Origin of the sequence: Streptomyces sp. NPDC012888, from assembly GCF_042900645.1 — a bacterium.
Lineage (GTDB): Bacteria > Actinomycetota > Actinomycetes > Streptomycetales > Streptomycetaceae > Streptomyces.
This window is the reverse complement of the sequence record NZ_JBIBBM010000009.1, coordinates 231,242-257,023: the sequence shown is the minus strand read 5'-3', so window position 1 is coordinate 257,023 and position 25,782 is coordinate 231,242. Positions and strand designations below refer to the sequence as shown.

Sequence of the window (25,782 nt, the reverse complement as noted above, 5' to 3'; positions counted from 1 at the left end):
GACCGGAGGACCGGAGGAACGGCCCGGCACACCTGGTGGTGTGCCGGGCCGTTCCGCGTGTACGGACGGCCGTCCGGTCAGCGGGTGCCGCCGCGGAGGCGGCGCCACGGGGTGAACGTGAACACCGCGCCGCCGAGCAGGACCACCGTGCCGGCGACCAGGGCCAGGGCCTTGAGGCCGCCCTCGTCCTCGGCGCCGGTCTCGGCGAGGCCGCCGCCGGTGGAGGCGTTGCCCGCCGTGCCGGTGGAGGTGTTGCCGGTGGTGCTGGTGTTGCCGGTGGTGCCGCCGGGCTGGGCGGCGACGTCCAGCTCCAGGGAGACGCCGGTGCTCTGCGCCTTGCACGGCACGGGGAGCGGGGCGCTGCCCGGGGCCATGGTGACCTCGATCAGCATGTCGGACGGGGAGAGGGTGGCCTTGCCGCTGCCGCCCGGCTTGTAGGTGCCCGTCATGTCACTGAGGCTGACGCCGGCGCCCTGCGGGATGGCCTCGGCGTTGGCCGGTCCGGTGACCTTGACGACCCCGCTGTCGGCGCCGCCGATCTTGATGTCCATGGAGGGTTTGAGGGCCCCCTTGGGCAGGGCCACCGGGGCCTTCATGGCGTCCTTGGCGGTCTTGACGGTCAGGTCGTAGCCGCTGCCGTTCTTCCTGGCGTTGACGGTGACCGGGGTGGTGATGCCGCCGGGGACGGTGGCGCCGCAGTCGAACTTCACCTGGACGGGCTTGCCGGGGAAGTCGGTCTTCCCGCCGTTCTGGCCGCCGTCGGTGTTCCCGCTGGTGGTGTTGCCGCTGTTCGTGTTCCCACTGTTGGTGTTGCCGCTGTTGGTGTTGCCGTTGCTGGTGTTGCCGCCGGGGCCGCCGCCGCCCGCCACGTCGATGGTGTGCGCGGCGCTGACCGAGCCCGTCGGGGCGCACTTGGTGACGAACGTGCCGAACGGGAAGGTGACGGCGACGTCGTACTTGGCGGGAGTGAGCGTGACCTTGCCGGCCTTGGTGAGCTTCAGCTTGCCCTTCATGTCGGACATGACCATGGGGGCCTTCTTGGGGATGGGCGGGTTCTTCTTCTCGCCCACCAGCTTGAGCTCGCCCGTCCCGCCGCCGAGGGCCAGCCACCCGGTGGGCTGCACCGAGTCCTTCGGGATGTCCATCAGGTCGGTGTTGTTCGAGGCGGGCTTGACGGTCTTCCAGACCACCTCCACCTCGTCGCCGACCTTGGCGTTCGCCGGTGCGGTGATCCGCGCGGTGGTCTCGCCCTCCACCGGACTGCCGCCGCCGGCCGGCGGGACGCACCTGACCTTGAACGTGATCTCGGCGGCCTGGGCGGGCGAAGCCACCATCACCATGCCCGCGCCGCCGAGCAGCAGCGCGAAGACGGCCGCGCTCACCCTCCGTTGGCTTCTCACGGATTTCCCTTCGTCGTCGAACGGTGCTCTGACGGTGCGGATGTCTGTGGTGCCCGGTGCTCCCCCGGTACGCCGTCCGGGGTGAACCACGGCAGGACGGCCGTCGCGGTCTCCGCGGGCTGTCCGGGGTCGGGAGCGGTGGCGGCCGAGGCCGCGGCGGGGGCCGCCGGGGGTACCGGGGCCCGGTGCCGGCCGGGACGGGCGGGGCGGCCGGGGAGGGCCGGGCCGCGGGCCCGTCCGCCGGTGGTGGTCCCGGCCGCCGTGCGCGGGCGGACGCGGTCCACCACCGCCATGCCGATCCGGAACGCGCCGGCCGGGACGACGGCCAGGAGCAGCCCCCAGAACAGCAGCACGCCGTACGGACGGCCGACGCCCCAGGGCTGGGCGGCCAGCACCTTGTCCCCGTACTTGAGGGAGACCGTGTAGTCCCCGTGGTCGCCGGCGCCCAGGGTGACGTCCAGGGCGACCTCGGCCTTCTGCCCGGGCGGGATCGTCCCCTTCCAGCGGTGCTCCTCCCACAGCGGCGCGAACACCCCGTGGGCGGTGCCGATCTGGAAGACCGGGTCCTTGACCGGCGCGGAGCCCATGTTGCCGACGGTGACGGTGAACCTGCGGCTGGGCGGGGCCCCGAACCAGGTGAGCACCCCGTCCTCGCCCTCCAGGCGTACGCCGGTGAGCACGGCGAGCCGGGCCTGGCCGGACTCCGCCGGGAGTTCCGCCACCGGATGGTCGGTGATCCTGACGGGCAGGCCGAGGGTGGAGCCGTCGCCGTTGACCGAGGTCACGTTGACCACGCAGGGGCACGGTCTGGGCGGTGCCACGATCGCGAGGGCCCCCCGGAAGCGCCCGTCGGCCGCCACCGAGACGGCCCGTCCGGCGTCGTTGGCGCAGCTGTTGGTGCCGCCGATCATGTTCTGCCCGCAGAGCAGCAGCATCACCACGGTGCCGGCCGGCCATCCGGTCCCGGTGACGGTGACCTCGGTGCCCTTGGCCGCCTCCTTCAGGGACAGCTCGGCCTGCGCCCGGCCGTCCGCCGCCGGGCGGGCGTGTGCGGGTACGGCCGCCAGGAGGGCGAGTACGGCCAGCACCACCGCGAGGGGGTACGGCGTGCGCCGGGGCCTGGGGTTGGCGCTCACTTCGACGCTCCCGTCAGCTCGTGTTCCCGTACGGGTGGTGCGGGCGGTGCGGGCGGCTCAGCCGGGGCGGCGCGGCCGCGGCCCGGGCCCCGGCCCCGGCCCCGGCCCGCCAGCCGGTGGGCGGTGAGGGCGGCGACCGCCAGGAGCAGCCCGGCGCCGGTCCACCCGGCCACGCCCCGGGGCACGAACCGGGCGGAGGCGGTGGCCGTGGCCCGGGCGCCGCCGGGTGCGGTGACGGTGAGGGTGAGGTCCACCGCGTCGAACACGGGTGCTCCCGGCCAGGGCTCGGTGAGTACGACCCGCTGCCCCGGCAGCAGTTCCACCGGCAGGCGGCGGGCCGGCCGCCCCTCGACCCCGCCGAACAGCCCGTCGGCGCGGATCTCCAGCTGGGGGGCGAGAGCCGTGTTGCCGCGGTTGACCAGGGCGTAGCGGACCTCGGCCGCGGCGCCGCGGCCGCCGACCGAGACGTCCTCGACGGTCAGCGCGGCCAGCGTGGGGCCGCTGACCCGCAGGTGGACGCGTACGCCCGCCTCCCGGCCCGGCTCGGCGGCGACCAACGCGACGGGGTGGTCGCCGGGCACCGCGTCCGGGGGCACGGTGACGGTGAACGGGACCACGGCCCGGCTGCGCGGGGGGACCTTCACCGTGGCGTGGGCACCGAAGCTGACCCACCGCCCGGCTCCGCTGGACTCCCGGGCCGGGCGGACCGCCAGGGCGCCGCCCTCGGCGTTGTAGGCGTCGGCGCCGCGCAGGGTGATCGCGCGTTCCCGGCCGGTGGGGTTCGACAGGGCCAGCCGGTCCTCCAGTACGGCGCCGGGGGCGCCCTCCAGGTAGAAGAAGGGCCGGGCCGGGGCGCCGGGCGGGCCCGCGGGCCCGGCCGTCCACTCCGGCTCGGCAGCGCGGGCCGGGCCGGCGGCGCACAGCGGGAGCGCGAGGCCGAGGAGCAGTGCGAGGACGGCCAGGACGGCGGCCGGGGCCGGGGCGATGACCGGGGCCGGGGCGACGGCCGGGGCCGCGGGTGGCCGGCGGGGGTGGCGCGCTGGCATGGGACGACCGCCCGGGGCCCTCAGGGCCCGGCCTGCCGGCCGCGGCGGGTCAGCCAGAGCACCCCGGCCGCGCCGGAGAGGAGCACGGTGCCGCCGAGCGTGCCGAGGGCTATCGCGGAGTCGGTGGGGCCGGTCTGCGGCAGGGTGTCGCCCGTGGCGCCGGGGGGCGGGCCGGTCTCCTCCTTGCCGGAGGCGGCCGCCGTGACGTCCATCCGGAGGGAGGGGCCGGGGGCGTTGCCGGGGGTGCAGGTGGTGACCGTGCCCATGGCCTTGATGGTGAGTACCCCGGCGGTGAACTCGACCTTGCCGCTCTTCTTCGGGGTGTACGTCCCCGACAGGTCGGTGATCTTGATGGGCGTGTTGGCGGGTGCGGCCTCCGGGTTCGGCGGCCCGGAGACAGGGACGGTGGCCTCCTCGGCGCCCTTGACCTGGATGAGCGCGCTCGGGTTCATGGCGCCCTTGCCGAGTTCGATGGGGCTGGACGACACGCCCTTCTGGAAGGACATCGTCAGCTTGTAGCCCGCGCCGTCCGGGACCGCCTTGATGTCGATCGGCGAGACCGCCGACTTGTCGCCGATGGGCGTCACGCAGTCGTACGCGACGTCGACGACGTCGGCGTGGGCGGCCGGGGCGGCGGCCAGCAGGAGGGCCGGTCCGGCCAGCGCGGAGGCGAGCGCGGAGGCGAGCACGGGTGCGGTGGAGCGTTTCCGGTCGGACACCTTCGTCTTCCCCTCGGACCACAAGTTACTGACGGCACATCAGATCGGTGGCTCAAGGTACGCCCGGGACCCCACGGAGGGAAGACGAAGGACGGGCCGGAATCGGGCACCCCAGGTCAGTGCACCCGCTCTCCGCGCTGCCAGACCGCCGACACCAGCGGGACACCCGGCCGGTAGGCCAGGTGGACGTGGCTGGGCGCGTCCAGTACCGCCAGGTCGGCCCGCGCCCCGGGGGTGAGCACACCGATGTCGCCGCGGCGCAGCGCCCGGGCACCGCCCGCGGTCGCCGACCACAGCGCCTCGTCGGGGGTCATGCCCATGTCCCGGACGGCGAGGGCGATGCAGAACGGCATCGAGCTCGTGTAGGAGGAACCGGGGTTGCAGTCGGTCGACAGCGCGACGGTGGCCCCCGCGTCGAGCAGCCGGCGGGCGTCGGGCCACTGGGCGCGGGTGGAGAACTCGGCGCCGGGCAACAGGGTAGCCACGGTCTCGGAGTTCGCGAGGGCGTCGACGTCCGCGTCGGTGAGGTGGGTGCAGTGGTCGGCGGAGGCGGCGCCGAGCTCGACGCCGAGCTGGACGCCGGGGCCGAAGCTGAGCTGGTTGGCGTGGATCCGCGGGATCAGGCCCTTGGCCTTGCCGGCGGTGAGGACGGCGCGGGCCTGGTCGCCGTCGAAGGCGCCCTTCTCGCAGAAGACGTCGATCCAGCGGGCGTGGGGGGCGCAGGCGTCCAGCATCTCGCCGGTGACGAGGTCCACGTAGGCGGCGGGGTCGTCGGCGTAGTCCGGGGAGACGATGTGGGCGCCGAGGTAGGTGACCTCGTCGGTGTGGGCGGCGGCGATGCGCAGGGCGCGGGCCTCGTCGGCGACGGTGAGGCCGTAGCCGGACTTGGTCTCGAAGGTGGTGGTGCCCTGCCGGCGCGCCTCGTGGAGGTGGCGCAGCAGGTTCGCCTCCAGCTCGGCGTCGGTGGCGGCCCGCGTTGCGGCGACGGTGGTGCGGATGCCGCCGGCGGAGTAGCTGCGGCCGGACATGCGGGCGTTGAACTCGGCGGTGCGGTCGCCGGCGAAGACGAGGTGGCTGTGGGAGTCCACGAAGCCGGGGATGACGGCGCGGCGGTGGGCGTCGTGGGCGGCGTCCGCGGCCGGGGCCTTGGCGGTCGGGCCGACCCAGGCGACGACGCCGTCCTCGATGACGACGGTGGCGTCCTCGATCAGGCCGAGGGGGCCTTCGCCCCGGGTGGGGTCGTTGGTGACGAGGCTGCCGATGTTGGTGATGGCTGTGGTGGTCATGGGTTCCTCTCAGAACGTTGGTCTTCCCCCACCCCGCCCCTTCCCGAAACCGTGGCTCCGCCCCGGCCCCCGGATCGCACGCGGACCGTGCGTGGCCGTTCGCGCAGTTCCCCGCGCCCCTGACGGGCCGCCCCTGAGGACCGCGGGCAACTGCGCGCCCAACCAGCAGGAGCGCCCCACAGGGACGCGGGGAACTGCGCGAGCAACCCCCGACGACCCGCAGGGATCGGACCGGCGGGCGGGGCGCCCCGGCGGAGCGCGGAGGGGGCCGGGTCAGTCGCGGACGGCGGCGATGGCGGCGGCCAGGGCGGACGGGACGTCGGGGACCAACGCGTGCTCGCCGTCGCGGACGACGTGCCGCCCCGCCACGACCGTGTGCCGCACGTCCGCCGCCGTCGCCGCGAACACCGCCGTCTCGGCGCCCAGCCGCGGCAGCGGCCCGGCCGTACGGACGGAGTCCAGCGCCACGGTGGTGAAGTCCGCGAGCGCGCCCGCCTCCAGGGCCCCCGCATCCGCCCAGCCCAGCGCCGCGTGCCCGTCCGCGGTGGCGGCCCGCAGCAGCGCGGCGGCGGTCCAGTGCCCCCGGGTGCGGCTGGCCAGCCGCTGGTCGAGTTCCATCGCGCGCGCCTCCTCCAGCAGGTCGATGACCGCGTGGCTGTCGCTGCCCAGCGACAGCGGGGAGCCGGCCCGCTGGAGCCGGACCGCCGGCCCGATGCCGTCCGCGAGGTCGCGTTCCGTCGTCGGGCACATGCACGTGCCGGTCGCGGTGCCGCCCAGCAGCGCGATGTCCCCGTCCGTCAGGTGCGTGTTGTGGACGCCCGTCGTACGCGGGCCCAGCACCCCGTGCTCGGCCAGCAGCCGCGCCGGCGTGCAGCCGTGGGCCGCCATGCAGGCGTCGTTCTCGGCCGTCTGCTCCGACAGGTGCACGTGCAGCGGGGCCCCCCGCTCCTCCGCCCACGCCGCGACCGTGGACAGCTGGCCGGCCGGTACCGCCCGGACCGAGTGGACCGCCGCGCCGACGCGGGCGTGCCCGCGTTCCTTGAGGGCGGAGACCCGCTCGGCCCAGGCCTCGGCGGTGCCGTCGGAGAACCGCAGCTGGTGGGGGTTCGGGGGCTCACCGAAGCCGGCCGACAGGTAGCAGGTGTCGAGCAGCGTGATCCGGATCCCGGCCGCCGCGGCCGCCTCGACCAGCGCCTCGCCCATCGCGTTGGGGTCGGCGTACGGGGTCCCGCCGGGCGCGTGGTGGACGTAGTGGAACTCCCCGACGGCGGTGATCCCGGCCAGCGCCATCTCGGCGTACACGGCCCGGGCGAGCGCGAAGTACGTCTCGGGGGTGAGGTTCTGGGCGACCCGGTACATGACCTCGCGCCACGTCCAGAACGTCCCCGAGCCGACCTGTACGGTCCCGCGCAGCGCCCGGTGGAAGGCGTGGCTGTGCGCGTTGGCCAGCCCCGGGACGGTCAGGCCGCGGAGCACCTCCGCGCCGGGCGGGGGCGCTTCCACGCCCGTGCGGACGGCGGCGACGCGCCCGTCCCCGGACACCTCCAGGGCGACGCCCGGCTCGACGTGCGTGCCGAGCCAGGCGTGCTCCAGCCAATACGTGGTCACCGGCACGCGAGTCCTTCCAGTACGTCGGCCAGGGCGAGGACACCGGCTGCGCAGTCGTCCTCGGCGGCGTACTCCGCCGGGGAGTGGGAGACGCCGGTGGGGTTGCGTACGAACAGCATCGCGGTCGGGACGGACGCGGAGAGGATTCCGGCGTCGTGTCCCGCGCCCGTGCCGAGCACGGGGGTCCGCTCGCCCAGGATCCGGGCCAGTTCGTCGCGCAGGGCGTGCTGGAACTCGACCACCGGGGTGAAGGACTCCCGGGTGACGCCGAGGTCGATGCCGTGCCGGTCGGCGTGCTCGCCGGCGGCCTTGCGGATGCCGTCGACGACCTGGTCGAGCGTGGCCTCGTCGGCGGCGCGGGCGTCCAGCCAGCCGCGCACCAGGGAGGGGATGGCGTTGACGCCGTTGGGCTCGACGGAGATCTTGCCGAAGGTGGCGACCGCGCCGGCCAGCTCCGCCTCGCGGCGGGCGGCCAGCACCGTCTCGGCGTACGCCAGCATGGGGTCGCGGCGGTCCACCAGGCGGGTGGTGCCCGCGTGGTTGGCCTCGCCGTGGAAGTCGTACCGCCAGCGGCCGTGCGGCCAGATGGCGGAGGCGATCCCGACCCGGTCGCCGGACAGGTCCAGGGCCCGGCCCTGCTCGACGTGGAGTTCGACGAAGGCGCCGATCCGGGCGAGCCGTTCGGGGTCGGCCCCGATGGCGTCCGGGTCGTGGCCGGCGGCCTCCATGGCCTGCGGGAGGGTGATCCCGTCGGCGTCGCGCAGTTCGTACGCCTTCTCCTTGGTCAGCTGTCCGGCGGTGAGCCGGGAGCCGACGCAGGCGAGGCCGAAGCGGGCGCCTTCCTCGTCGCCGAAGTTGGTGATGGCCAGCGGCCTGGTGAACTCCGCTCCCCGCCCGCGGAGTTCGTCGAGGGCGGCGAAGGCGGAGACCACGCCGAGGGGGCCGTCGAAGGCGCCGCCGTCCGGGACGGAGTCCAGGTGGCTGCCGGTGACCACGGCCTCGCCGGCCGCGACGTCCTCGTACGTCGCGGCGCCGAGCCAGGCCCACTGGTTGCCGTTGCGGTCCACCTCGTAGGCGAGCCCGCGGGCCTCGGCCTGCGCCCGGAACCACGCCCGGCAGTCCTGGTCGGCCCCGGTCCAGGCGTAGCGGCGGTACCCGCGGGTGCCGCCGTCACGCCCGATGGGCCGCAGCTCGGCCCACATCTCGTGGAACGAGGAGGCGCCCTCGGTCACGCGGAGTCACCCTCGCGCATGGGGACGCGGACGCCCTTGGCTTCGGCGACCGACTCGGCGATGTCGTAGCCCGCGTCGACGTGGCGGATGACGCCCATGCCCGGGTCGTTCGTCAGGACGCGGCGGATCTTCTCGCCGCCGAGCTTGGTGCCGTCGGCGACGGTGACCTGTCCGGCGTGGATGGAGCGGCCCATGCCGACGCCGCCGCCGTGGTGGAGGGACACCCAGGACGCGCCGGAGGCGACGTTGACCATGGCGTTGAGCAGCGGCCAGTCCGCGATCGCGTCGGAGCCGTCCAGCATCGCCTCGGTCTCGCGGTACGGGGAGGCCACCGAGCCGCAGTCGAGGTGGTCGCGGCCGATGGCCAGCGGTGCGGCCAGCTCGCCCGACGCGACCATGTCGTTGAACCGCTCGCCGGCCTTGTCGCGTTCGCCGTAGCCGAGCCAGCAGATGCGGGCCGGCAGGCCCTGGAAGTGGACGCGCTCGCCGGCCATCTTGATCCAGCGGGCCAGGGACTCGTTCTCGGGGAAGAGCTCCAGGATCGCCTTGTCGGTCTTGGCGATGTCGGCCGGGTCGCCGGAGAGGGCCGCCCAGCGGAACGGGCCCTTGCCCTCGCAGAACAGCGGGCGGATGTAGGCGGGGACGAAGCCGGGGAAGGCGAACGCCCTTCCGTAGCCGGCCAGCTGGGCCTCGCCGCGGATGGAGTTGCCGTAGTCGAAGACCTCGGCGCCCGCGTCCATGAAGCCGACCATCGCCTCGACGTGCCGGGCCATGGACTCGCGGGCGCGGGTGGTGAAGCCGGCCGGGTCCTTGGCGGCGGCGTCCGCCATGTCCTCGAACGCCACGCCGACCGGGAGGTACGCCAGCGGGTCGTGGGCGGAGGTCTGGTCGGTGACGATGTCGATGGGCGCGCCCATCGCGAGCAGTTGCGGGACCAGCTCGGCCGCGTTGCCCAGCACGCCGATGGAGAGCGGCTTGCGCTGGTCGCGGGCCTCGGTGGCGAGGGCGAGCGCGTGCTCCAGGCTGTCGGCCTTCACGTCGAGGTAGCGGTGCTCGATGCGGCGCTCGATGGCGCGGGGGTCGCAGTCGACGCAGATGGCGACGCCGTCGTTCATGGTGACGGCGAGCGGCTGGGCGCCGCCCATGCCGCCGAGGCCGGCGGTGAGGGTGATGGTGCCGGCGAGGGTGCCGCCGAACTTCTTCGCGGCGACGGCGGCGAAGGTCTCGTAGGTGCCCTGGAGGATGCCCTGGGTGCCGATGTAGATCCACGAGCCGGCGGTCATCTGGCCGTACATGGTGAGGCCGAGGGCCTCCAGCCGGCGGAACTCCTCCCAGTTGGCCCAGTCGCCGACCAGGTTGGAGTTGGCGATGAGGACGCGCGGCGCCCACTCGTGGGTCTGCATCACGCCGACCGGGCGGCCGGACTGGACGAGCATGGTCTCGTCCTGCTTGAGGGTCTTCAGCGTGCGCACCATGGCGTCGAAGGAGCGCCAGTCGCGGGCCGCCTTGCCGGTGCCGCCGTAGACGACGAGCTTGTCGGGGTGCTCGGCGACCTCGGGGTCCAGGTTGTTCTGGAGCATCCGGAGGGCGGCCTCCTGCTGCCATCCCAGGGCGCTGAGCTCGGTACCGCGGAGCGCTCGTACGGGGCGGGGTCCTGACATGACTGTGCCTCCTCCGATGTTGGTCAATCCATTCACATCCTTGCGCTCTGAATAGATTCAGTCAACAGCTGCGGCGCACCGCTTCGGATGGTTGGCTGACATCCATGGCTGCTGACTCCGCGGGCGGGTCCCCCGCCGCCCGCCGCGACCGGGCCGTACGGGCCGCCGTCGAACAGGGGCTGGTCGGCTCGGGCGACGGCGCGGAACCGCTGGTGTGCCTGCTCGACACGGACGGCATCCGGGCGTCGGCCGCGGCCCTGCGGGCCGCCTTCGCCGGGGCCCTGCCCTCGGACACGCCCGTGCTGCACGCCTTCGCCGTGAAGGCCGCGCCACTGGTGCCCGTGCTGCGGCTGCTCGCGGACGCGGGGATCGGCTGCGAGGTGGCCAGCCCCGGCGAGCTGGCGCTGGCCCGTGCGGCGGGGGTGCCGCCCGCGCGGATCGTGCTGGACTCCCCCGCGAAGACGCCGGAGGAGCTGGGCGAGGCGCTGGCGCTGGGCGTGGCGGTGAACGCCGACAACCGGCAGGAACTGGAGCGGCTGGACGGGCTGGTGGCCGCCGGGCCCACCGCCTCCCCGCTGGGGGTCCGGGTGAACCCGCAGCTGGGCGCGGGCACGATCGAGGCCACCTCGACGGCGACGGCCACCTCGAAGTTCGGCGTGGCGCTGCGCGACCCCGGGGCGCGGGAGTGGCTCGTACGGGCCTACCTGGAGCGGCCGTGGCTCACCCGGCTGCACACCCACTCGGGCTCCCAGGGCGTCCCGCTGCCGCTGATCGCGGAGGGGGTGCGGGTGCTGTACGAGCTGGCGGAGGAGATCAACGCGGCGGCCGGGCGGCGGCAGGTCGACACCCTCGACATCGGCGGCGGCCTGCCGGTGAACTTCGCGTCGGACGCGGAGAGCCCGACGTACGCGGAGTACGCGGCGGCCCTGCGCGAGGCCGCGCCGGGCCTGTTCTCGGGCCGCTACGGGCTGGTGACGGAGTTCGGCCGGTCCCTGCTGGCCAAGCACGGCCTGGTGCTGGCCCGGGTGGAGTACACCAAGACGTCCGGAGGGCGGCCGATCGCCCTCACGCACGCCGGGGTGCACCTCCTCACCCGGACGGTGTACGCCCCGGCGTCCTGGCCGCTGCGGGTGCTGGCGTACGACGCGAAGGGCGCGCCGAAGACGGGTGCGGCCGTGCCGCAGGACATCGCCGGGCCGGCCTGCTTCTCCGGCGACCTCGTCGCCGCGGACCGGGCGCTGCCGGAGCTGGCGCCGGGGGACCTGATCGCGGTCCCGGACACGGGGGCGTACTTCTTCACCGCGCACTACGGCTACAACAGCCTGCCGCGGCCGGCGGTGTACGGCTTCACGGCGGCGCCGGGTGGCGGGCGCGTCCGGTTCGCCCTGGCCCGCGCGGCCCAGACCCGCGCCGACCTCCTCCGCGAATCCGGCGCTCCCCAACGCGACGCCCTCCTCTGACCCCGGCCCGGCCCATCGCCGGCCAGGCGCGCCGCCGCGGTGTGGGCCCGGCCCGGTCAGGGGTTGAGGGTGGCGGACAGGGCCGGGGTGTAGGCGGCCACCAGGGCCGGGGCCGGCAGGGCGGCCACCGCCGGGAGGCGGAGGAGGTACCGGGTCAGCGCCAGCCCCAGCAGCTGCGCCGAGACCAGCCCCGCGCACCGCGCCGCCCGCTCCGGCCCGAGCGCCGCGGCCAGCGCGGGGGCGACCTGCGCCGCGAAGAGTTCCCTCATCCGGGCCGCCGCCCGCTCGTCGGTCACCGCCGAGCGCAGCAGGACCAGCAGCGCGTCGTCGCCCGGGTCCCCCTCCCACCGCTCCACGAAGTGCCCGACCAGCACCTCCGCCAGCCGCTCGGGCGGCACGGAGCCCAGGTCGGGCAGCCGCAGGTCGATCTCGGACGCTCCGCCGCCGATCGCCAGCGCCGCGTCGAAGAGCCCCTGCTTGCTGCCGAAGTAGCGCATCACCATCGAGGGGTCGATGTCCGCTTCGGCGGCCACGGCACGGATGGTCGTGCCCTGGTAGCCGCGTACCGCGAACAGCTCGCGCGCCGCCCGCAGGATGGCCGCCCTCGTCCGGTCGGACCGTGTCCGTGCGTCTGCCGCGTCCGCTTCCGTAACCGTCATGCCAACAAGCGTAGGCCAACGGGTGTTGACAGGCCACCCGAAGCGGCGCACCCTGAAGTCAACAGCCGTTGGCCAACAACCGTTGGCCCACCGGAGGAGGACCCGCCGTGAACCGCACCGCCGCTCTCCCCGCCCACACCCGCGTCGCCGTCGTCGGAGCCGGGCCCACCGGCCTCGCCCTCGCCGTCACCCTCGCCGAGGCCGGCGTCGACCACGTGCTCCTCGACCGTGCCGCCGAGACCGCCACCACCTCCCGCGCCGGCGTCGTCCACGCCCGCACCCTGGAGGTCCTCCAGGAGCTCGGCGCCGCCGACGAGCTGGTCGCCCGCGGGCTGCCGGTCAGCCGGTTCACCGTCCGCGACGCCGGCCGCCGGCTGCTCTCCGTCGGCTTCGAGGCCCTCCCCACCCGCTACCCGTACGCGCTGATGGCCCCGCAGTACGAGACCGAGGACGTGCTCCGCCGCCGGCTCGAAGCCCTCGGCGGCACGGTGCACCGGCCGTACGAGGTCACCTCCGTGGTCCAGGACGGGCAGGGCGTGACCCTGACGACCGCGGGCGGCGAGACCCTGCGCGCCGACCACGTCGTCGGCGCCGACGGCATGCACAGCGTGGTCCGCCAGGCGGCCGGCATCGGGTTCACCGGCGGCGCCTACCCCGCCTCCTTCGTCCTCGCCGACGTGGTGATGGACTGGTCGCCCGGCCGCGAGGAGGTCTCGCTCTCCTTCGGCGCCGAAGGCCTGACCGTGGTCGGCCCGCTGCCCGGCGACCGCTTCCGGGTCGTCGCCACCGTCGACGAGGCCCCCTCCGCCCCCGGCCTCGCGCTGGTCCAGCGGCTGCTGGACGAACGCGCGCCCGGCCGGGCCCGGGTCCGCGAGCTGGTGTGGTCCTCCCGCTTCCGGGTGCAGCACCGCGTCGCGGACCGCTACCGCGCGGGCCGGATCCTGCTCGCCGGCGACGCCGCGCACGTCCACAGCCCGGCCGGCGGCCAGGGCATGAACACCGGCATCCAGGACGGCTACGCGCTCGGCCGGGCCCTCGCGACCGGACGGCTGGACGCGTACGAGGCCCGGCGGCGGCCGGTGGCGCAGCGGGTGGTCCGCTTCACCGACCGGATGACCCGGGTGGCGACCACCCGCAACCCGCTGCTGCGCCGGACCCGCAACACCGTGCTGCCGCTGCTCGGCCGCGTCCCCGCCTTCCGCACCCGGCTGGCCACCGAACTCGCCGGACTGGACTACCGGTGAGCGGCGGGGATCACTCCACGAACAGCCCGCGCGCCGCCGCCTTCGCGTCGAACGCCTCCAGCCGGGCCTGCGCGTCCGGCAGGGCGTCCGCCATCGCCTCCAGCAGCACCCGGCCAAGCAGCATGGGGGCGCAGGCCGTGTCGAAGGCCAGGCCGGTGCCGACCGGGGCCGGGATCAGCAGGTCGGAGTGGCGGGCGACGGGCGCGAAGGCGGAGTCGGCGACGGTCACCACGGTCAGCCCGGCGGCGCGGGCGTACTCCAGCGCCTCGACGACCTCCCGCGGGTGCCGCGGCAGCGCGAAGCAGAGCAGGGCGGTGGCGCCGGAGCCGACTGCGGCGTCGATCCGGTCGGGGAGCATGGAACCGGCCTCGTCCAGCAGGCGCACGTCGGGGTGCACCTTGCCGGCGAAGTACGCGAACCCGCGCGCCTGCGAGGAGGCCGCGCGCAGGCCGAGCACCGGCAGCGGGACCGACCCGGCCAGCAGCCGGCCCGCCTCCTCCACGGGCCCGGGGTCGGCCAGCGCCGCGGCGAGGCTCCGCAGGTTCTCGATCTCGCCGTGGACGGCCTGCTGGTAGGAGTTGTACGAGGTGCCCTCGGCGGCGCCGGGCCGCTCGGCGGGGGCGACCTCGCGGAGGTACTTCCGCAGGGCGGGGTAGCCGTCGAAGCCGAGCGCCACGGCGAACCGGGTCACCGAGGGCTGGCTGACGCCGGCCAGCTCGGCGAGCTCGACGCTGGAGAGGAACGGCACGTCGGCGGCTCCGCGGACCATGCAGTGCGCGATGCGCCGTTGCGTCGGCGTCAGCCGGTGCCCTTCGAACAGCTTCTGCAGCCGCGCGGCCGGGCTCTCGCTCATGCCGTCCCACCCTCCGGTCCCGTTATTCAGTAGTGAGAACTCTGCATGTATCTATGCAGGACGGCAAGCGGGGTCCGCGGAGCGGACGTCCCGGAGGTGACGGAGGGCCGGACGACCGTCCACCTCGGTATCGCCGACGGACACGAAGCCGGTGCGGGCCGGCAGGACAAGGCCGGGCATGGGCATGGGCGTGGGCATGCCGAAAGGCTACGGCCGGCCCGCCCGGTACGCCGGAGGAGCCGTACGCGGGCCCCGCCGCACCCCCGGCCGGGGCCGGGGGGCGGGACGACGGCGGGGCACCGCGGGGACGCGGGTGTGACGTCCGCGCCCGGTGGCGTGGGTGGCCCGGGAGCCGCTCCGGGCCGCGTCACGCCGCTCATGGCCGCCGGCCGGACCGAGCTGGTCCCGCCGACAGCCACCACTGTGCCGGAGCAGTGTTAAGCGGATGCTGCCGTCACGTGTCGGCTCCGTGCCGTTCCGTACCGTTCTACTTGGCGGACTTCGCCAGGAAGGCCAGCAGGTCCTGCCGGCTGACGACGCCCGTCGGCTTGCCCTCGACCAGCACGATCGCCGCGTCGGCCTGCGCCTTGCCGAGGACCGCCATCAGGTCGGACACCGGCTCGCCCGAACCGACCTGCGGCAGCGGCGCGCTCATGTGCTTCTCCAGCGGGTCGGACAGCGCGGCCCGCTGGGTGAACAGCGCGTCCAGCAGCTCGCGCTCGACGACCGAGCCGACGACCTCGGCCGCCATCACGTCCGGGTGGCCGGCGCCCGGCTTGACGATCGGCATCTGCGAGACGCCGTACTCGCGCAGCACCTCGATGGCCTGGCCGACGGTCTCCTCCGGGTGCATGTGGACCAGCGAGGGCATGGTGCCCTGCTTGTCGTTGAGCACGTCGCCGATGCGGGCGGCGGTGCCGGCCTCCTCCAGGAAGCCGTGGCCGGCCATCCACTCGTCGCTGAAGATCTTGCTCATGTAGCCGCGGCCGCTGTCCGGCAGCAGCACCACGACCACGTCGTCCGGCCCGAGGCCCTCGGCCGCCCGCAGGGCGGCGACGACCGCCATGCCGCAGGAGCCGCCGACCAGCAGGCCCTCCTCCTTGGCCAGGCGGCGGGTCATCTGGAAGGAGTCCTTGTCGGACACCGCGATGATCTCGTCGGCGACGCTGCGGTCGTATGCGGTGGGCCAGAAGTCCTCACCGACGCCCTCGACCAGGTACGGACGGCCGGAGCCGCCGGAGTACACCGAGCCCTCGGGGTCGGCGCCGACGACCTTGACCTTCCCGCCGCTGACCTCCTTCAGGTAGTTGCCGGTGCCGGAGATGGTGCCGCCGGTGCCGACGCCCGCGACGAAGTGGGTGATCTTCCCCTCCGTCTGCTCCCACAGCTCCGGGCCGGTGGTCTCGTAGTGCGAACGGGGGTTGTTCGGGTTGCTGTACTGGTCGGGCTTCCAGGCGCCGGGGGTCTCACGGACCAGGCGGTCGGAGACGTTGTAGTACGAGTCCGGGTGCTCGGGGTCGACGGCGGTCGGGCAGACCACCACCTCGGCCCCGTAGGCGCGCAGGACGTTGATCTTGTCCATCGAGACCTTGTCCGGGCAGACGAAGATGCACTTGTAGCCCTTCTGCTGGGCCACGATGGCGAGTCCGACACCCGTGTTGCCGCTGGTCGGCTCCACGATGGTGCCGCCCGGCTTCAGCGCTCCGCTCTGCTCGGCGGCCTCGATCATCCGCAGGGCGATCCGGTCCTTCACGGATCCGCCGGGATTGAAGTACTCCACCTTGGCCAGGACGGTGGCCTGGAGGCCTTCGGTCACACGGTTGAGCTTCACCAGCGGGGTGTTGCCGACGAGGCTGATCATCGAGTCGTGGAAATGCACCATGTTCTCCAAGGACGGGGCTCCACGGGTTCTCCGGGAGACACCGTCAGAGTATGCGGAAAGGGATTGACCGAGCGTCGTTAACGGGCAGGAACGGGGCAGACGGTCCGGCGCCCGTCCGGCAGCGACGAGGAGGTGGCTCCAAGGGTGTCAAGAGCGAGGACGGCCCGCCGGATCGCGGCGGGCGCGGCGTACAGCGGAGGCGGGCTCGGGCTGCTCGGCGCCGCGACGGTCGGGGTGTTCCTGGCGGAGGTGCAGCTGGCGAAGCGGACGGTCGGGACGGGCCTGCCCGACCCGCCGCGGGCGGACGGGCTGTACGGGACCGAGTTCGGCGGGCCCGAGCTGAGCCCCGGCCCGCTGCGGCTGGCGATGCTGGGCGACTCGACGGCCGCCGGGCTGGGCGTCCGCCGGGCCAGACAGACCCCGGGGGCGCTGCTCGCGTCCGGGCTGGCGGCGGTCGCGGAACGGCCGGTGGAGCTGCGGAACGTGGCCCTGTCGGGGGCGATGTCGGACGACCTGGACCGGCAGGTCTCACTGCTGCTGGACGGGGACCGGCCCCCGCCGGACGTGGCCGTGATCATGATCGGCGCGAACGACGTGACCCGGCGGATGCCGCCGACCCAGTCGGTACGGCTGCTCACGGCGGCGGTGCGGCGGCTGCGGCTGGCGGGCTCGCAGGTGGTGGTGGGCACGTGTCCCGATCTGGGCACGATCGAGCCGGTGTACCAGCCGCTGAGGTGGCTGGCGCGGCGGGTGTCGCGGCAGCTGGCGGCGGCCCAGACCATAGGGGTGGTCGCGCAGGGCGGCCGTACGGTGTCGATGGGCGACCTGCTGGGGCCGGAGTTCGCGGCGAACCCCCGGGAGATGTTCGGGCCGGACTCGTACCACCCCTCGGCGGAGGGGTACGCCACCGCGGCGATGGCGGTGCTGCCCACGCTGTGCGCCGCGCTGGAGCTGTGGCCGGATTCCGACCGGCTGGACGTGTCCCGGGACGAGGGCATGCTGCCGGTGGCGGAGGCGGCGTCCGCGGCGGCGGGGCAGGCGGGTACGGAGGTCACGGCGGCGCGCGCCCCGTGGGCCCTGCTCAAGCACCGGCGCCGGCGGCGGCTGCCGGAGCCGGCGCCCGCGCCGGCGGAACCGGCCCGGACGGTCGAGTCCCGCCACACGTGACGCCCCGAACGGAGCCCGGGCGGGGCGGATCACCGCACCCCCGGGCGGGGCGGGTGCGGCCGCGGGGTTTGGCGGGGGTGGGGACGGGCAGGTCAACCGAGGTTGGGGCCGGCGCGAAAAAGGGGCGCTCGTCACACCGCCGGAGCGGTGACCTCGACCGTACGGGCCGGTAACTTCGCTTGCGGTCCGCACAGCCGCCGCAACGCACCCCTGGGAGTCCCGATGCCCGAAGCCGTCATCGTTTCCACCGCCCGCTCCCCCATCGGGCGCGCCTTCAAGGGGTCCCTCAAGGACGTCCGGCCGGACGACCTGACCGCGACGATCATCCAGGCCGCCCTGGCGAAGGTCCCGGAGCTGGATCCGCGGGATATCGACGACCTGATGCTGGGCTGCGGCCTGCCGGGCGGGGAGCAGGGCAACAACCTCGGCCGCATCGTCGCCGTGCAGATGGGCATGGACTTCCTGCCGGGCACCACCATCACCCGGTACTGCTCCTCCTCGCTGCAGACCTCCCGGATGGCGCTGCACGCGATCAAGGCTGGCGAGGGCGACGTCTTCATCTCGGCGGGTGTCGAGATGGTGTCGAGCTTCGCGAAGGGCAACTCGGACTCCTGGCCCGACACCCACAACCCGCTGTTCGCCGACGCGGAGGCCCGCACCGCGGCCGTCGCGCAGAGCGAGGGCTCGTCCTGGCACGACCCGCGCGAGGACGGCCTGATCCCCGACGCGTACATCGCGATGGGCCAGACCGCCGAGAACCTGGCCCGGTGGAAGGGCGTGACCCGCCGGGACATGGACGAGTTCGGCGTGCGTTCGCAGAACCTCGCCGAGGAGGCCATCAAGAAGGGCTTCTGGGAGCGGGAGATCACCCCGGTCACCACCCCGGACGGCACGGTGGTCAGCAAGGACGACGGTCCGCGCGCCGGGGTCACCCTGGAGGGCGTGGAGGGCCTGAAGCCGGTGTTCCGCCCGGACGGCCTGGTCACGGCCGGCAACTGCTGCCCGCTGAACGACGGCGCGGCCGCGCTCGTCATCATGAGCGACACCAAGGCGCGGGAGCTGGGCCTCACCCCGCTGGCCCGGATCGTGTCCACCGGCGTCTCCGGCCTGTCCCCCGAGATCATGGGCCTGGGCCCGGTCGAGGCGAGCAAGCAGGCACTGAAGCGGGCGGGGCTGACCGTCGGCGACATCGACCTGTTCGAGATCAACGAGGCCTTCGCGGCCCAGGTGATCCCGTCCTACCGCGACCTGGAGATCCCGCTCGACAAGCTCAACGTCAACGGCGGGGCCATCGCCGTCGGTCACCCGTTCGGGATGACCGGTGCCCGCATCACCACCACGCTGATCAACAGCCTCCAGTTCCACGACAAGCAGTTCGGCCTCGAGACGATGTGCGTCGGCGGCGGTCAGGGCATGGCCATGGTCATCGAGCGGCTGAGCTGACCCGCCGCGGCCCCGCGGCGAGCTGACCTCAGGGTTTGCGGACCGCCGGAGCCCGCCCCAACCGCCTCGCGGCCTACCTGTGACCGAATCTCCCCCAGGATGTGACCTTTGTCCTGGGGGATCGGTGTTTCCCCAGGTCACCGGGGGTGGGGCAGGGTGCGGAGTGACGGAAGTCCTGTCCATTTCGTGACGTAATGCACTGCACGCCATTCCCAGGTCGGGACAAGCTGATGTAGGAAGTCGGGGGATCGGAACACATCAGGAGTTAGTCAGTGAGCGCCATGTCTCTTGCCCTGCTGCTGACCACGGCCGCTGCCACGGCCGTGGGCGCTGCTGCGCTGCACGCCGTACACGGTCTGCGGAAGCAGGTCGCCGCCCTGCGCGACGACCTCGCGGTCTCCTCGCACCTGCGCGCCGCGACCGTCCCGCACGCCCGCAGCGCCGTCGAAACCCCTGCCGCCGAGATACGAGCCGCGGTGGCCGAGGCGCTCGCCGAGGAGCGGGAGCGGGAGCTGGCCGAGGCGCGTGCCTTCTGGGCCGCGCAGGAGGCCCGTGAGGCCGCGGACGCCTCCGCGGGCTTCGCCGGCGAGGCTCCCGGCTCGCTGCTGGGCGGCCTGCCCGGCCTCGGCGAGGACAACCCGGTCTTCCTGCCCCGGCAGGCGGACCTGGTGGGCCTGGACCCCCGCCCGGGCGAGGACGCCCTCTACGAGGACGACCAGCCCGAGTACGCGGCCGACTCCGCGGAGCTCGCGGCGGCCCGCCGCCGTCACCCCTCGCACCCCGACTTCGTCCCGGTCCAGCCCAACCCTGGGGCCGACCACGAGCGCACGGTCAGCCGCCTGGAGGAGCTCGCCGAGGCCCGTACGGCCCTGGCGGACGTCCGGCCCGGCCCGCTGGGCACCCTCGACGTGTACGTGTTCACCGACGGCACCACGCTCTGCATGACCCCCGGCCACCGGGAGACCGCCGAGCGCCTCGCCGCGGCCCTGCGCTCCGGCACGGCGCCGGTCCTGCTGGGCGGCTCGGGAATCTCCGGCGCGTACGCCCTGACCTTCTCCTGCGGCGACTCCGACGACCCGGACGACAACGTCTACATCCTGGCCGACCGCGTCATCGCATCGCTCTGAGTTCCGCCTCCTCCACCAGCCGCACGGCCTCGTCCACTTCACGGGACGGGGCCGTCGTGCCGTCCCCGGCGGTCCGGCCGACGGCGCGCAGGGCCTCCGCCAGGTCCCGCCCGGCGACCGTCAGCTGGTCGCCGACGGCGAAGACGCCCGCGTCGGGCATCTGCCGCGGCCGCGGCTCCCCTTCGAGCCGCTGGGCCCGTACGGCGAGCTCCCGGGCGAGCGCGAGCCCCTCGGCGGCCGCCCCGCGCACGAGGCGGCTCTGGGGCGCGGCGCGCAGCCGATCGGCGAAGCGGTCCACGGCGGCGTCCAGGCGTGAGGTGTCGAGCACCCGGCCGACCTTACGCGCCGTACACGCACCATTGCCAACGGGCGAACGTTCCGGCACGGTGGCGTGAAGAGAACAGCACGACGGCGATACCCCCGGAGGCGCCCATGTCCGTAGAGTTCTCCGAGCAGACCCACCGCAACATGATCGACCGAATCCCGCAGACCACCGGTCGTGACCTGTCCGACTGGTTCCGCGCCGTGGACGAGGGCCCCTCCCTCGTCCGGTTCGAGGAGAAGCTCAGCTGGCTGCGCGGTGCGTACGAGCTCTCGTACGGCCAGGCCAAGGCCATCATCCACGAGTACGACCTGCGCCGGGCCGCCAGAAAGTTCGGCTGAGCCCCCGCCGTCCGGCCCCCAGCCGCGCCGGACCCGCCCCCCGACCGTCGAGGAACGCGGGAAGGCCCCGCGAGCTCTCGCTCGCGGGGCCTTCCGCTACCCGTGTCTCCGGGGCGACTAGTCGTCGCCCGAGAGGATCTGGAACAGGCGCAGCAGCTCCAGGTAGATCCACACGAGGGTCATGGTGAGGCCGAAGGCCGCCAGCCAGGCCTCCTCGCGCGGGGCGCCGTAGGTGACGCCGTCCTCGACCTGCTTGAAGTCCAGGGCGAGGAAGCAGGCGCCGAGGACGACGCCGAGGATGCCGAACAGGATGCCGAGGCCGCCGGAACGGAAGCCGAGGCCGTCGCCGCCCGCGAACACCGAGAACAGCAGGTTGACGACCATGAGCAGCATGAAGCCCATGGCCGCGGCCATCACGAAGCCGTAGAAGCGGCGGGTGACGCGGATCCAGCGCATCTTGTAGGCGAACAGCACGCCGGCGAAGACGCACATCGTGCCGAGCACGGCCTGGACGACCACGCCGGGGCTGATGTAGGTGCTGGTGGCGGCACTGATGACACCGAGGAAGACGCCCTCGAAGGCGGCGTAGCCCAGGATCAGCGCGGGCGAGGCCTTGCGCTTGAAGGACTGGACGAGCGCCAGGACCATGGCGACCAGCGCGGCGCCGATGGCGATGCCGTAGGACTTGCCCAGGTTGGCCGGGTCCACCGGGAGGGCGATCCAGGAGATCGCCGCGGTGAGGACGACCATGCCGAGCGTCATGGCCGTACGGCTCACGACGTCGTCGATGGTCATCACGCCCGCGCGGGCGGGGGCCTGCGGCATGCCCGTGGCCGGGTCGGTCGCGTACGGGTTCGTCGCGTACGGGTTGGTCGCGGCCCCGGCCTGCATCTGCGCATGCGCGTCGAAGCCCGCGTAACCGCCGTTGTCGCGGCTGAACCCCCGTCGCGAGAAGACCGGGTTGCTGCTCCTCATCTCACTCCTCCATGGCCACCGTGCGCGGCCTTGCTCCAAGGGTAATGTGCTCGCAAAAAAAACACCCTACTGCTGGAGGAGGATCCTAGGAGACGGCATGGCGAACCGCCGGGGATAAGAGAGCAGGGGCGGCGCGGGGCGCGCGGCGCGCGGGAAGTGCCCGGAGCCGGACTCGAACCGGCACGGCCCGAGGGCCAGCGAGGTTTAAGCTCGCCGTGTCTGCATTCCACCATCCGGGCAAGGCCTGCGGCTCCCTGCGGATAAAGCCTTGAACGCACTGGTGAGCCTATCCGCAACCCTCCTGCTCTCCGATGGCCCGCATTCCGATGTTGTCTGATTTTATTGGCGCTTGAGGGTGTGTCAGGGACGAGAAGGCACGGTCCGCCCGGTGTGGGCGGCGATCACCTCCAGTACGGGAATGACGGGATTTCGACGGCTGCGCACCATCCCGTGCGCCACCCCGGGCCACCCCGGGCCACCCCGGGCCACCCCGGGCCACCCCGGTCCGCCCGCGCCGCCCTTGGCCCGTCTCGGGGACGGGAGTCATACCAGAGGAGGACACGGCCCGGCGGCGGTCAGCCTGCGGTCGCCCCGCGAACGGGCTCGGCGGCTGATCCGGAGCGGGTGGGGCCGCGGCGAGGATGGAGGGGTCCCGCAGACCGCGTCCCGCCCCGATGAGGAGCCCCCCAAGTGACCACCGTGAACCACGCCCCGTACACCGCCCAGGCCGTGGCGGCCCGCGCCACCGGCCTCTCCAAGGTGTACGGCCAGGGCGAGACCCAGGTCGTCGCTCTCGACAACGTCTCCGTCGACTTCGGTCAGGGCCAGTTCACCGCGATCATGGGTCCCTCCGGGTCCGGCAAGTCCACCCTGATGCACTGCGTGGCCGGCCTGGACACGTTCTCCGCCGGCTCCGTGCGGATAGGCGACACCGAACTGGGCTCCCTGAAGGACAAGCAGCTCACCCAGCTGCGCCGGGACAAGATCGGCTTCATCTTCCAGGCGTTCAACCTGCTGCCCACGCTGACCGCCCTGGAGAACATCACCCTCCCCATGGACATCGCCGGCCGCAGGCCCGACCAGCAGTGGCTGAACAAGGTGATCGAGATGGTCGGCCTGTCCGGCCGCCTCTCGCACCGCCCCACCCAGCTCTCCGGCGGTCAGCAGCAGCGCGTGGCCGTGGCCCGCGCCCTGGCCTCCCGCCCCGAGATCATCTTCGGTGACGAGCCCACCGGAAACCTGGACTCCCGCTCCGGCGCCGAGGTCCTGGGCTTCCTGCGCAACTCCGTCCGCGAGCTCGGCCAGACCGTGGTGATGGTGACCCACGACCCGGTCGCCGCCTCCTACGCGGACCGCGTCGTCTTCCTCGCGGACGGCCGGATCGTCGACGAGGTGTACAGCCCGACCGCCGACGGCGTGCTGGACCGCATGAAGGCCTTCGACGCCAAGGGCCGCACCAGCTGAGGCACCCCGCCCCGACACGCCTGCCGCCCCCAAGACTTCCTGGACGCACCCACCATGTTCCGTACCGCCCTGCGCAACATCCTCGCGCACAAGGCCAGGCTGATGATGACGGTGCTCGCCGTCACCCTCGGCGTCGCCTTCGTCTCCGGCACCCTCGTCTTCAGCGACACCGTCGCCAAGGCGCTCTCCGGCCAGTCCGCCAAGAGCTACGACGGCGTCGCCGTCGCCGTCAACTCCTACGGCCAGACCCGCAACGAGGACGGCTCCAAGGAGGGCGAGCCGGGCATCAGCCAGCAGACCCTCGACAAGATCAAGGCCCTCGACGGCGTCGAGTCCGTCGCCGGCCGGGTCTCCGGCTTCGCCGGCGTCGGCGACGAGAACGGCAAGCTGATCGGCTCCGGCTGGGCCAACCGCGGCTCCAACCACGCCCCCGTGAAGAACGGCGAGGACCCGCAGGCCGACTTCGTCCAGGGCACCGGCCCGGCCGGGGCCGGCCAGATCGCCCTCGACAAGGAGACCGCGGCCAAGGGCGGCTACGAGGTCGGCGACAAGGTCCGCGTCGCCACCAACGGCCCGGTCAAGGAGTACGCCCTCACCGGTGTGTTCACCACCGAGGACGGCCAGGTCAACGCCGGCGGCAGCCTCGTCCTCTTCGACACCCCCACCGCGCAGGCGCTCTACCTCAAGCCCGGCTACTACAGCGACCTGACGGTGGCCGCCGTCAAGGGCGCCTCCGCCGACACGCTGCTCTCCCGGATCAAGCCGCTGATCGGCGAGAACGCCGAGGCCAGGACCGGCGCCGCGCTCGCCGCCGAGCAGGCCAAGGCCATCGAACGCGAGATGAGCACCTTCAGCACCATGCTGCTGATCTTCGCCGGCATCTCGCTCTTCGTCGGCATCTTCCTGATCTACAACACCTTCACCATGCTGGTCGCCCAGCGCACCAAGGAGCTGGCCCTGCTGCGCGCCGTCGGCGCCAAGCGCGGTCAGGTGATGCGCTCGGTGCTGGCCGAGGCCGGCCTGATCGGCGTCATCTCCGCCACCATCGGCCTGGTCGCCGGAACCGGCCTCGCGATCGCCATGCGGTCGGCGATGAACTCCTTCGGCGCCAAGATCCCCGCCGGTGACCTGGTCATCGCCCCCGGCACCATCGTCACCGGCGTGGTCATCGGCGTCGTCGTCACCACCCTCGCCGCCCTGATCCCGGCCTGGCGCACCGGCCGGATCCCCCCGGTCGCCGCCATGGGCAGCGCCCACCTCCCGGCCACGGCCAAGTCCCTGGTGCTGCGCAACGTCATCGGCAGCGTGCTGGGCCTCCTCGGCATCGGCGTGGTCCTGCTCGGCACCACCCAGGGCGGGGACGGCAAGTACGTCGTCGCCGCCGGCGGGTTCCTGCTGATGCTCGGCCTGATCGTGCTGCTCCCGCTGCTCTCCCGGCCGGTGATCGCCGCCATCCGCCCGGTGCTGGAGAAGGTCTTCGGCGTCCCCGGCAAGCTGGCCGCGCAGAACGCCGTCCGCAACCCGCGGCGCACCGCCGTCACCGCGGCCTCCCTGGCCATCGGCCTCACCCTGGTCACCGCCATGTCGGTCTTCGGCGTCACCGTCGGCAAGGCCGTCGACCGGATGAGCACCGACAAGCTCAAGGCCGACTACAAGGTCGCCATGGCCATGGGCGTCGGCGGGCTCGACAAGTCGGTCACCGAGACCCTGGCCAAGGCCCCGGGCATCACCGCCGTCTCCCCGCAGACCGCGACCGCCCTGAAGATCGGCGACCGCTACCAGGCCGCCTCCGGCGTCAACCCGGCCACCATCGGCGACCTGCTGAACGTCGAGGTCACCAGCGGTTCGCTGGCGAGCCTCGGCCGCGGCGAGGTCGCGGTGGCCGAGAAGACCGCCAAGAGCCGCGGCCTGAACGTCGGCTCCGTCCTGGACGTCACCTTCGAGGACGGCAAGAAGGGCAAGCTGAAGGTCGGCGCGATCTACGAGGACCTGGAGGGCTTGCTCTCCCCGTTCGTCATCGACGACCGGATCGCCCAGGCGCACGCGGAGACCCCGTACATCCCCGAGGTGTTCGTGAACACCGAGGGCGGCGAGTCCAAGGCCTCCGAGAAGGCGGTCCTCGACGCGCTGGGGAACAACCCGGCGATCGACATCATGACCCGGCAGGACATGCGCAACGAGATGGGCGGGATGATCAACACCGCTCTGAACATCATGTACGGCCTGCTCGGCATGGCCCTGATCATCTCCGTGCTCGGGGTGGTCAACACCCTGGCGATGTCCGTCTTCGAGCGGACCCAGGAGATCGGCATGCTGCGCGCGGTCGGCCTGGACCGGGGCCGGGTCAAGAACATGATCCGCCTGGAGTCGGTGGTCATCTCCCTGTTCGGCGCGGTGCTCGGCGTCGTCTGCGGTGTCTTCCTCGCCTGGGCGGGCGGCACCACCATCGCCAAGTCGATCCCGAACTACGCCCTCGTGCTGCCCTGGGACCGGATCGGGCTGTTCCTGGCGCTGGCGGCGCTGGTGGGCGTGCTGGCGGCCATGTGGCCGGCGCGCAGCGCGGCGAGGCTGAACATGCTGGCCGCGATCAAGACGGAGTAGTCCGCGGCGCGCACCGGCGCGCGCACGGCGGGCGGGGGCCCCCCCCCCCCCCCGGCGCGGGGGCCCCCCCCCGGGGGGGGGCGCCCCCCCCGGGGGGGGGGGGCCCCGCCCGCGGGGGGGGGCCCCCCGGGGGGCGCCCGCCCCCCCCCCCCCGGG

At 73.7% G+C, this 25,782-nt stretch carries 21 protein-coding genes and 1 tRNA gene; 8 read left to right on the top strand and 14 right to left on the bottom strand.

Features of this window, described 5'->3' with window-relative positions:
- Window positions 1–77: 77 nt before the first annotated feature.
- The 8 genes from ACFY61_RS18425 to hutU form a co-directional block, all read right to left on the bottom strand.
- Window positions 78–1,382 carry a hypothetical protein gene (locus tag ACFY61_RS18425; protein WP_389473169.1) on the bottom strand — a complete coding sequence of 435 codons (1,305 nt, stop codon included), beginning with the start codon at window positions 1,380–1,382 and terminating at the stop codon, window positions 78–80.
- A 14-nt stretch (window positions 1,383–1,396) separates the two neighbouring features.
- On the bottom strand, window positions 1,397–2,536 hold the full coding sequence (locus ACFY61_RS18420; protein ID WP_389473168.1) for a hypothetical protein: 1,140 nt from the start codon (window positions 2,534–2,536) through the stop codon (window positions 1,397–1,399).
- Window positions 2,533–3,582, bottom strand: coding sequence for a hypothetical protein (locus ACFY61_RS18415; RefSeq protein ID WP_389473166.1), 1,050 nt, complete (start codon window positions 3,580–3,582; stop codon window positions 2,533–2,535). Before ACFY61_RS18415 ends, ACFY61_RS18420 begins: the two co-directional genes overlap by 4 nt.
- Window positions 3,583–3,602: 20 nt before the next feature.
- Complete coding sequence (locus ACFY61_RS18410; protein ID WP_389473164.1) at window positions 3,603–4,301, bottom strand: LPXTG cell wall anchor domain-containing protein; 699 nt, start codon at window positions 4,299–4,301, stop codon at window positions 3,603–3,605.
- Between the two features lie 116 nt (window positions 4,302–4,417).
- Window positions 4,418–5,587, bottom strand: coding sequence for an imidazolonepropionase (gene hutI / locus ACFY61_RS18405; protein WP_389473163.1), 1,170 nt, complete (start codon window positions 5,585–5,587; stop codon window positions 4,418–4,420).
- Window positions 5,588–5,860: 273 nt separating this feature from the next.
- Entirely contained in the window at window positions 5,861–7,201 is a 1,341-nt protein-coding gene (locus tag ACFY61_RS18400; RefSeq protein WP_389473161.1) for a formimidoylglutamate deiminase, read from the bottom strand.
- Window positions 7,192–8,397, bottom strand: a complete 1,206-nt coding sequence (locus ACFY61_RS18395; protein WP_389473253.1) for an allantoate amidohydrolase — start codon at window positions 8,395–8,397, stop codon at window positions 7,192–7,194. Before ACFY61_RS18395 ends, ACFY61_RS18400 begins: the two co-directional genes overlap by 10 nt.
- Window positions 8,398–8,423: 26 nt before the next feature.
- Entirely contained in the window at window positions 8,424–10,088 is a 1,665-nt protein-coding gene (gene hutU, locus ACFY61_RS18390; RefSeq protein WP_389473160.1) for a urocanate hydratase, read from the bottom strand.
- 104 nt (window positions 10,089–10,192) lie between these two features.
- Here hutU and ACFY61_RS18385 point away from each other — a divergent pair, with 104 nt between their 5' ends.
- Entirely contained in the window at window positions 10,193–11,548 is a 1,356-nt protein-coding gene (locus tag ACFY61_RS18385; RefSeq protein ID WP_389473159.1) for a diaminopimelate decarboxylase, read from the top strand.
- A 56-nt stretch (window positions 11,549–11,604) separates the two neighbouring features.
- Here ACFY61_RS18385 and ACFY61_RS18380 read toward each other — a convergent pair whose 3' ends face one another.
- Window positions 11,605–12,207, bottom strand: a complete 603-nt coding sequence (locus tag ACFY61_RS18380; protein ID WP_389473157.1) for a TetR family transcriptional regulator — start codon at window positions 12,205–12,207, stop codon at window positions 11,605–11,607.
- A 107-nt stretch (window positions 12,208–12,314) separates the two neighbouring features.
- On the opposite strand from ACFY61_RS18380, the gene ACFY61_RS18375 reads away from it, so the two are divergent.
- Entirely contained in the window at window positions 12,315–13,451 is a 1,137-nt protein-coding gene (locus ACFY61_RS18375; protein WP_389473156.1) for an FAD-dependent oxidoreductase, read from the top strand.
- Between the two features lie 10 nt (window positions 13,452–13,461).
- Here the strand turns inward: ACFY61_RS18375 and ACFY61_RS18370 are convergent, their stop codons facing one another.
- Window positions 13,462–14,304 carry a MurR/RpiR family transcriptional regulator gene (locus ACFY61_RS18370; RefSeq protein WP_389473154.1) on the bottom strand — a complete coding sequence of 281 codons (843 nt, stop codon included), beginning with the start codon at window positions 14,302–14,304 and terminating at the stop codon, window positions 13,462–13,464.
- Window positions 14,305–14,791: 487 nt separating this feature from the next.
- Window positions 14,792–16,183: a cystathionine beta-synthase gene (locus ACFY61_RS18365; RefSeq protein WP_389473251.1), complete on the bottom strand. Its 1,392-nt coding sequence runs from the start codon at window positions 16,181–16,183 to the stop codon at window positions 14,792–14,794.
- 147 nt (window positions 16,184–16,330) lie between these two features.
- On the opposite strand from ACFY61_RS18365, the gene ACFY61_RS18360 reads away from it, so the two are divergent.
- From ACFY61_RS18360 to ACFY61_RS18350, 3 genes are all read left to right on the top strand, one after another.
- A complete protein-coding gene (locus ACFY61_RS18360) occupies window positions 16,331–17,353 on the top strand; it encodes an SGNH/GDSL hydrolase family protein (protein ID WP_389473153.1) in 1,023 nt (340 codons plus the stop codon).
- A gap of 222 nt (window positions 17,354–17,575) precedes the next feature.
- Window positions 17,576–18,796, top strand: coding sequence for an acetyl-CoA C-acetyltransferase (locus ACFY61_RS18355; protein WP_389473151.1), 1,221 nt, complete (start codon window positions 17,576–17,578; stop codon window positions 18,794–18,796).
- A 281-nt stretch (window positions 18,797–19,077) separates the two neighbouring features.
- Complete coding sequence (locus ACFY61_RS18350; protein ID WP_389473250.1) at window positions 19,078–19,923, top strand: hypothetical protein; 846 nt, start codon at window positions 19,078–19,080, stop codon at window positions 19,921–19,923.
- Here the strand turns inward: ACFY61_RS18350 and ACFY61_RS18345 are convergent.
- Window positions 19,907–20,251, bottom strand: a complete 345-nt coding sequence (locus ACFY61_RS18345; RefSeq protein WP_389473149.1) for a hypothetical protein — start codon at window positions 20,249–20,251, stop codon at window positions 19,907–19,909. The two genes, ACFY61_RS18350 and ACFY61_RS18345, sit on opposite strands and share 17 nt — an antisense overlap.
- A gap of 104 nt (window positions 20,252–20,355) precedes the next feature.
- On the opposite strand from ACFY61_RS18345, the gene ACFY61_RS18340 reads away from it, so the two are divergent.
- Complete coding sequence (locus ACFY61_RS18340) at window positions 20,356–20,586, top strand: DUF4287 domain-containing protein (RefSeq protein WP_389473148.1); 231 nt, start codon at window positions 20,356–20,358, stop codon at window positions 20,584–20,586.
- A 117-nt stretch (window positions 20,587–20,703) separates the two neighbouring features.
- Here ACFY61_RS18340 and ACFY61_RS18335 read toward each other — a convergent pair whose 3' ends face one another.
- Both ACFY61_RS18335 and ACFY61_RS18330 read right to left on the bottom strand, forming a co-directional pair.
- On the bottom strand, window positions 20,704–21,561 hold the full coding sequence (locus ACFY61_RS18335) for a Bax inhibitor-1/YccA family protein (protein ID WP_389473146.1): 858 nt from the start codon (window positions 21,559–21,561) through the stop codon (window positions 20,704–20,706).
- Between the two features lie 157 nt (window positions 21,562–21,718).
- Window positions 21,719–21,800, bottom strand: a tRNA-Leu gene (locus ACFY61_RS18330).
- A gap of 460 nt (window positions 21,801–22,260) precedes the next feature.
- Here ACFY61_RS18330 and ACFY61_RS18325 point away from each other — a divergent pair.
- Both ACFY61_RS18325 and ACFY61_RS18320 read left to right on the top strand, forming a co-directional pair.
- Window positions 22,261–23,025: an ABC transporter ATP-binding protein gene (locus ACFY61_RS18325; protein WP_389473249.1), complete on the top strand. Its 765-nt coding sequence runs from the start codon at window positions 22,261–22,263 to the stop codon at window positions 23,023–23,025.
- A 54-nt stretch (window positions 23,026–23,079) separates the two neighbouring features.
- Entirely contained in the window at window positions 23,080–25,626 is a 2,547-nt protein-coding gene (locus tag ACFY61_RS18320; protein ID WP_389473145.1) for an ABC transporter permease, read from the top strand.
- The last annotated feature ends 156 nt before the right edge of the window (window positions 25,627–25,782 follow it).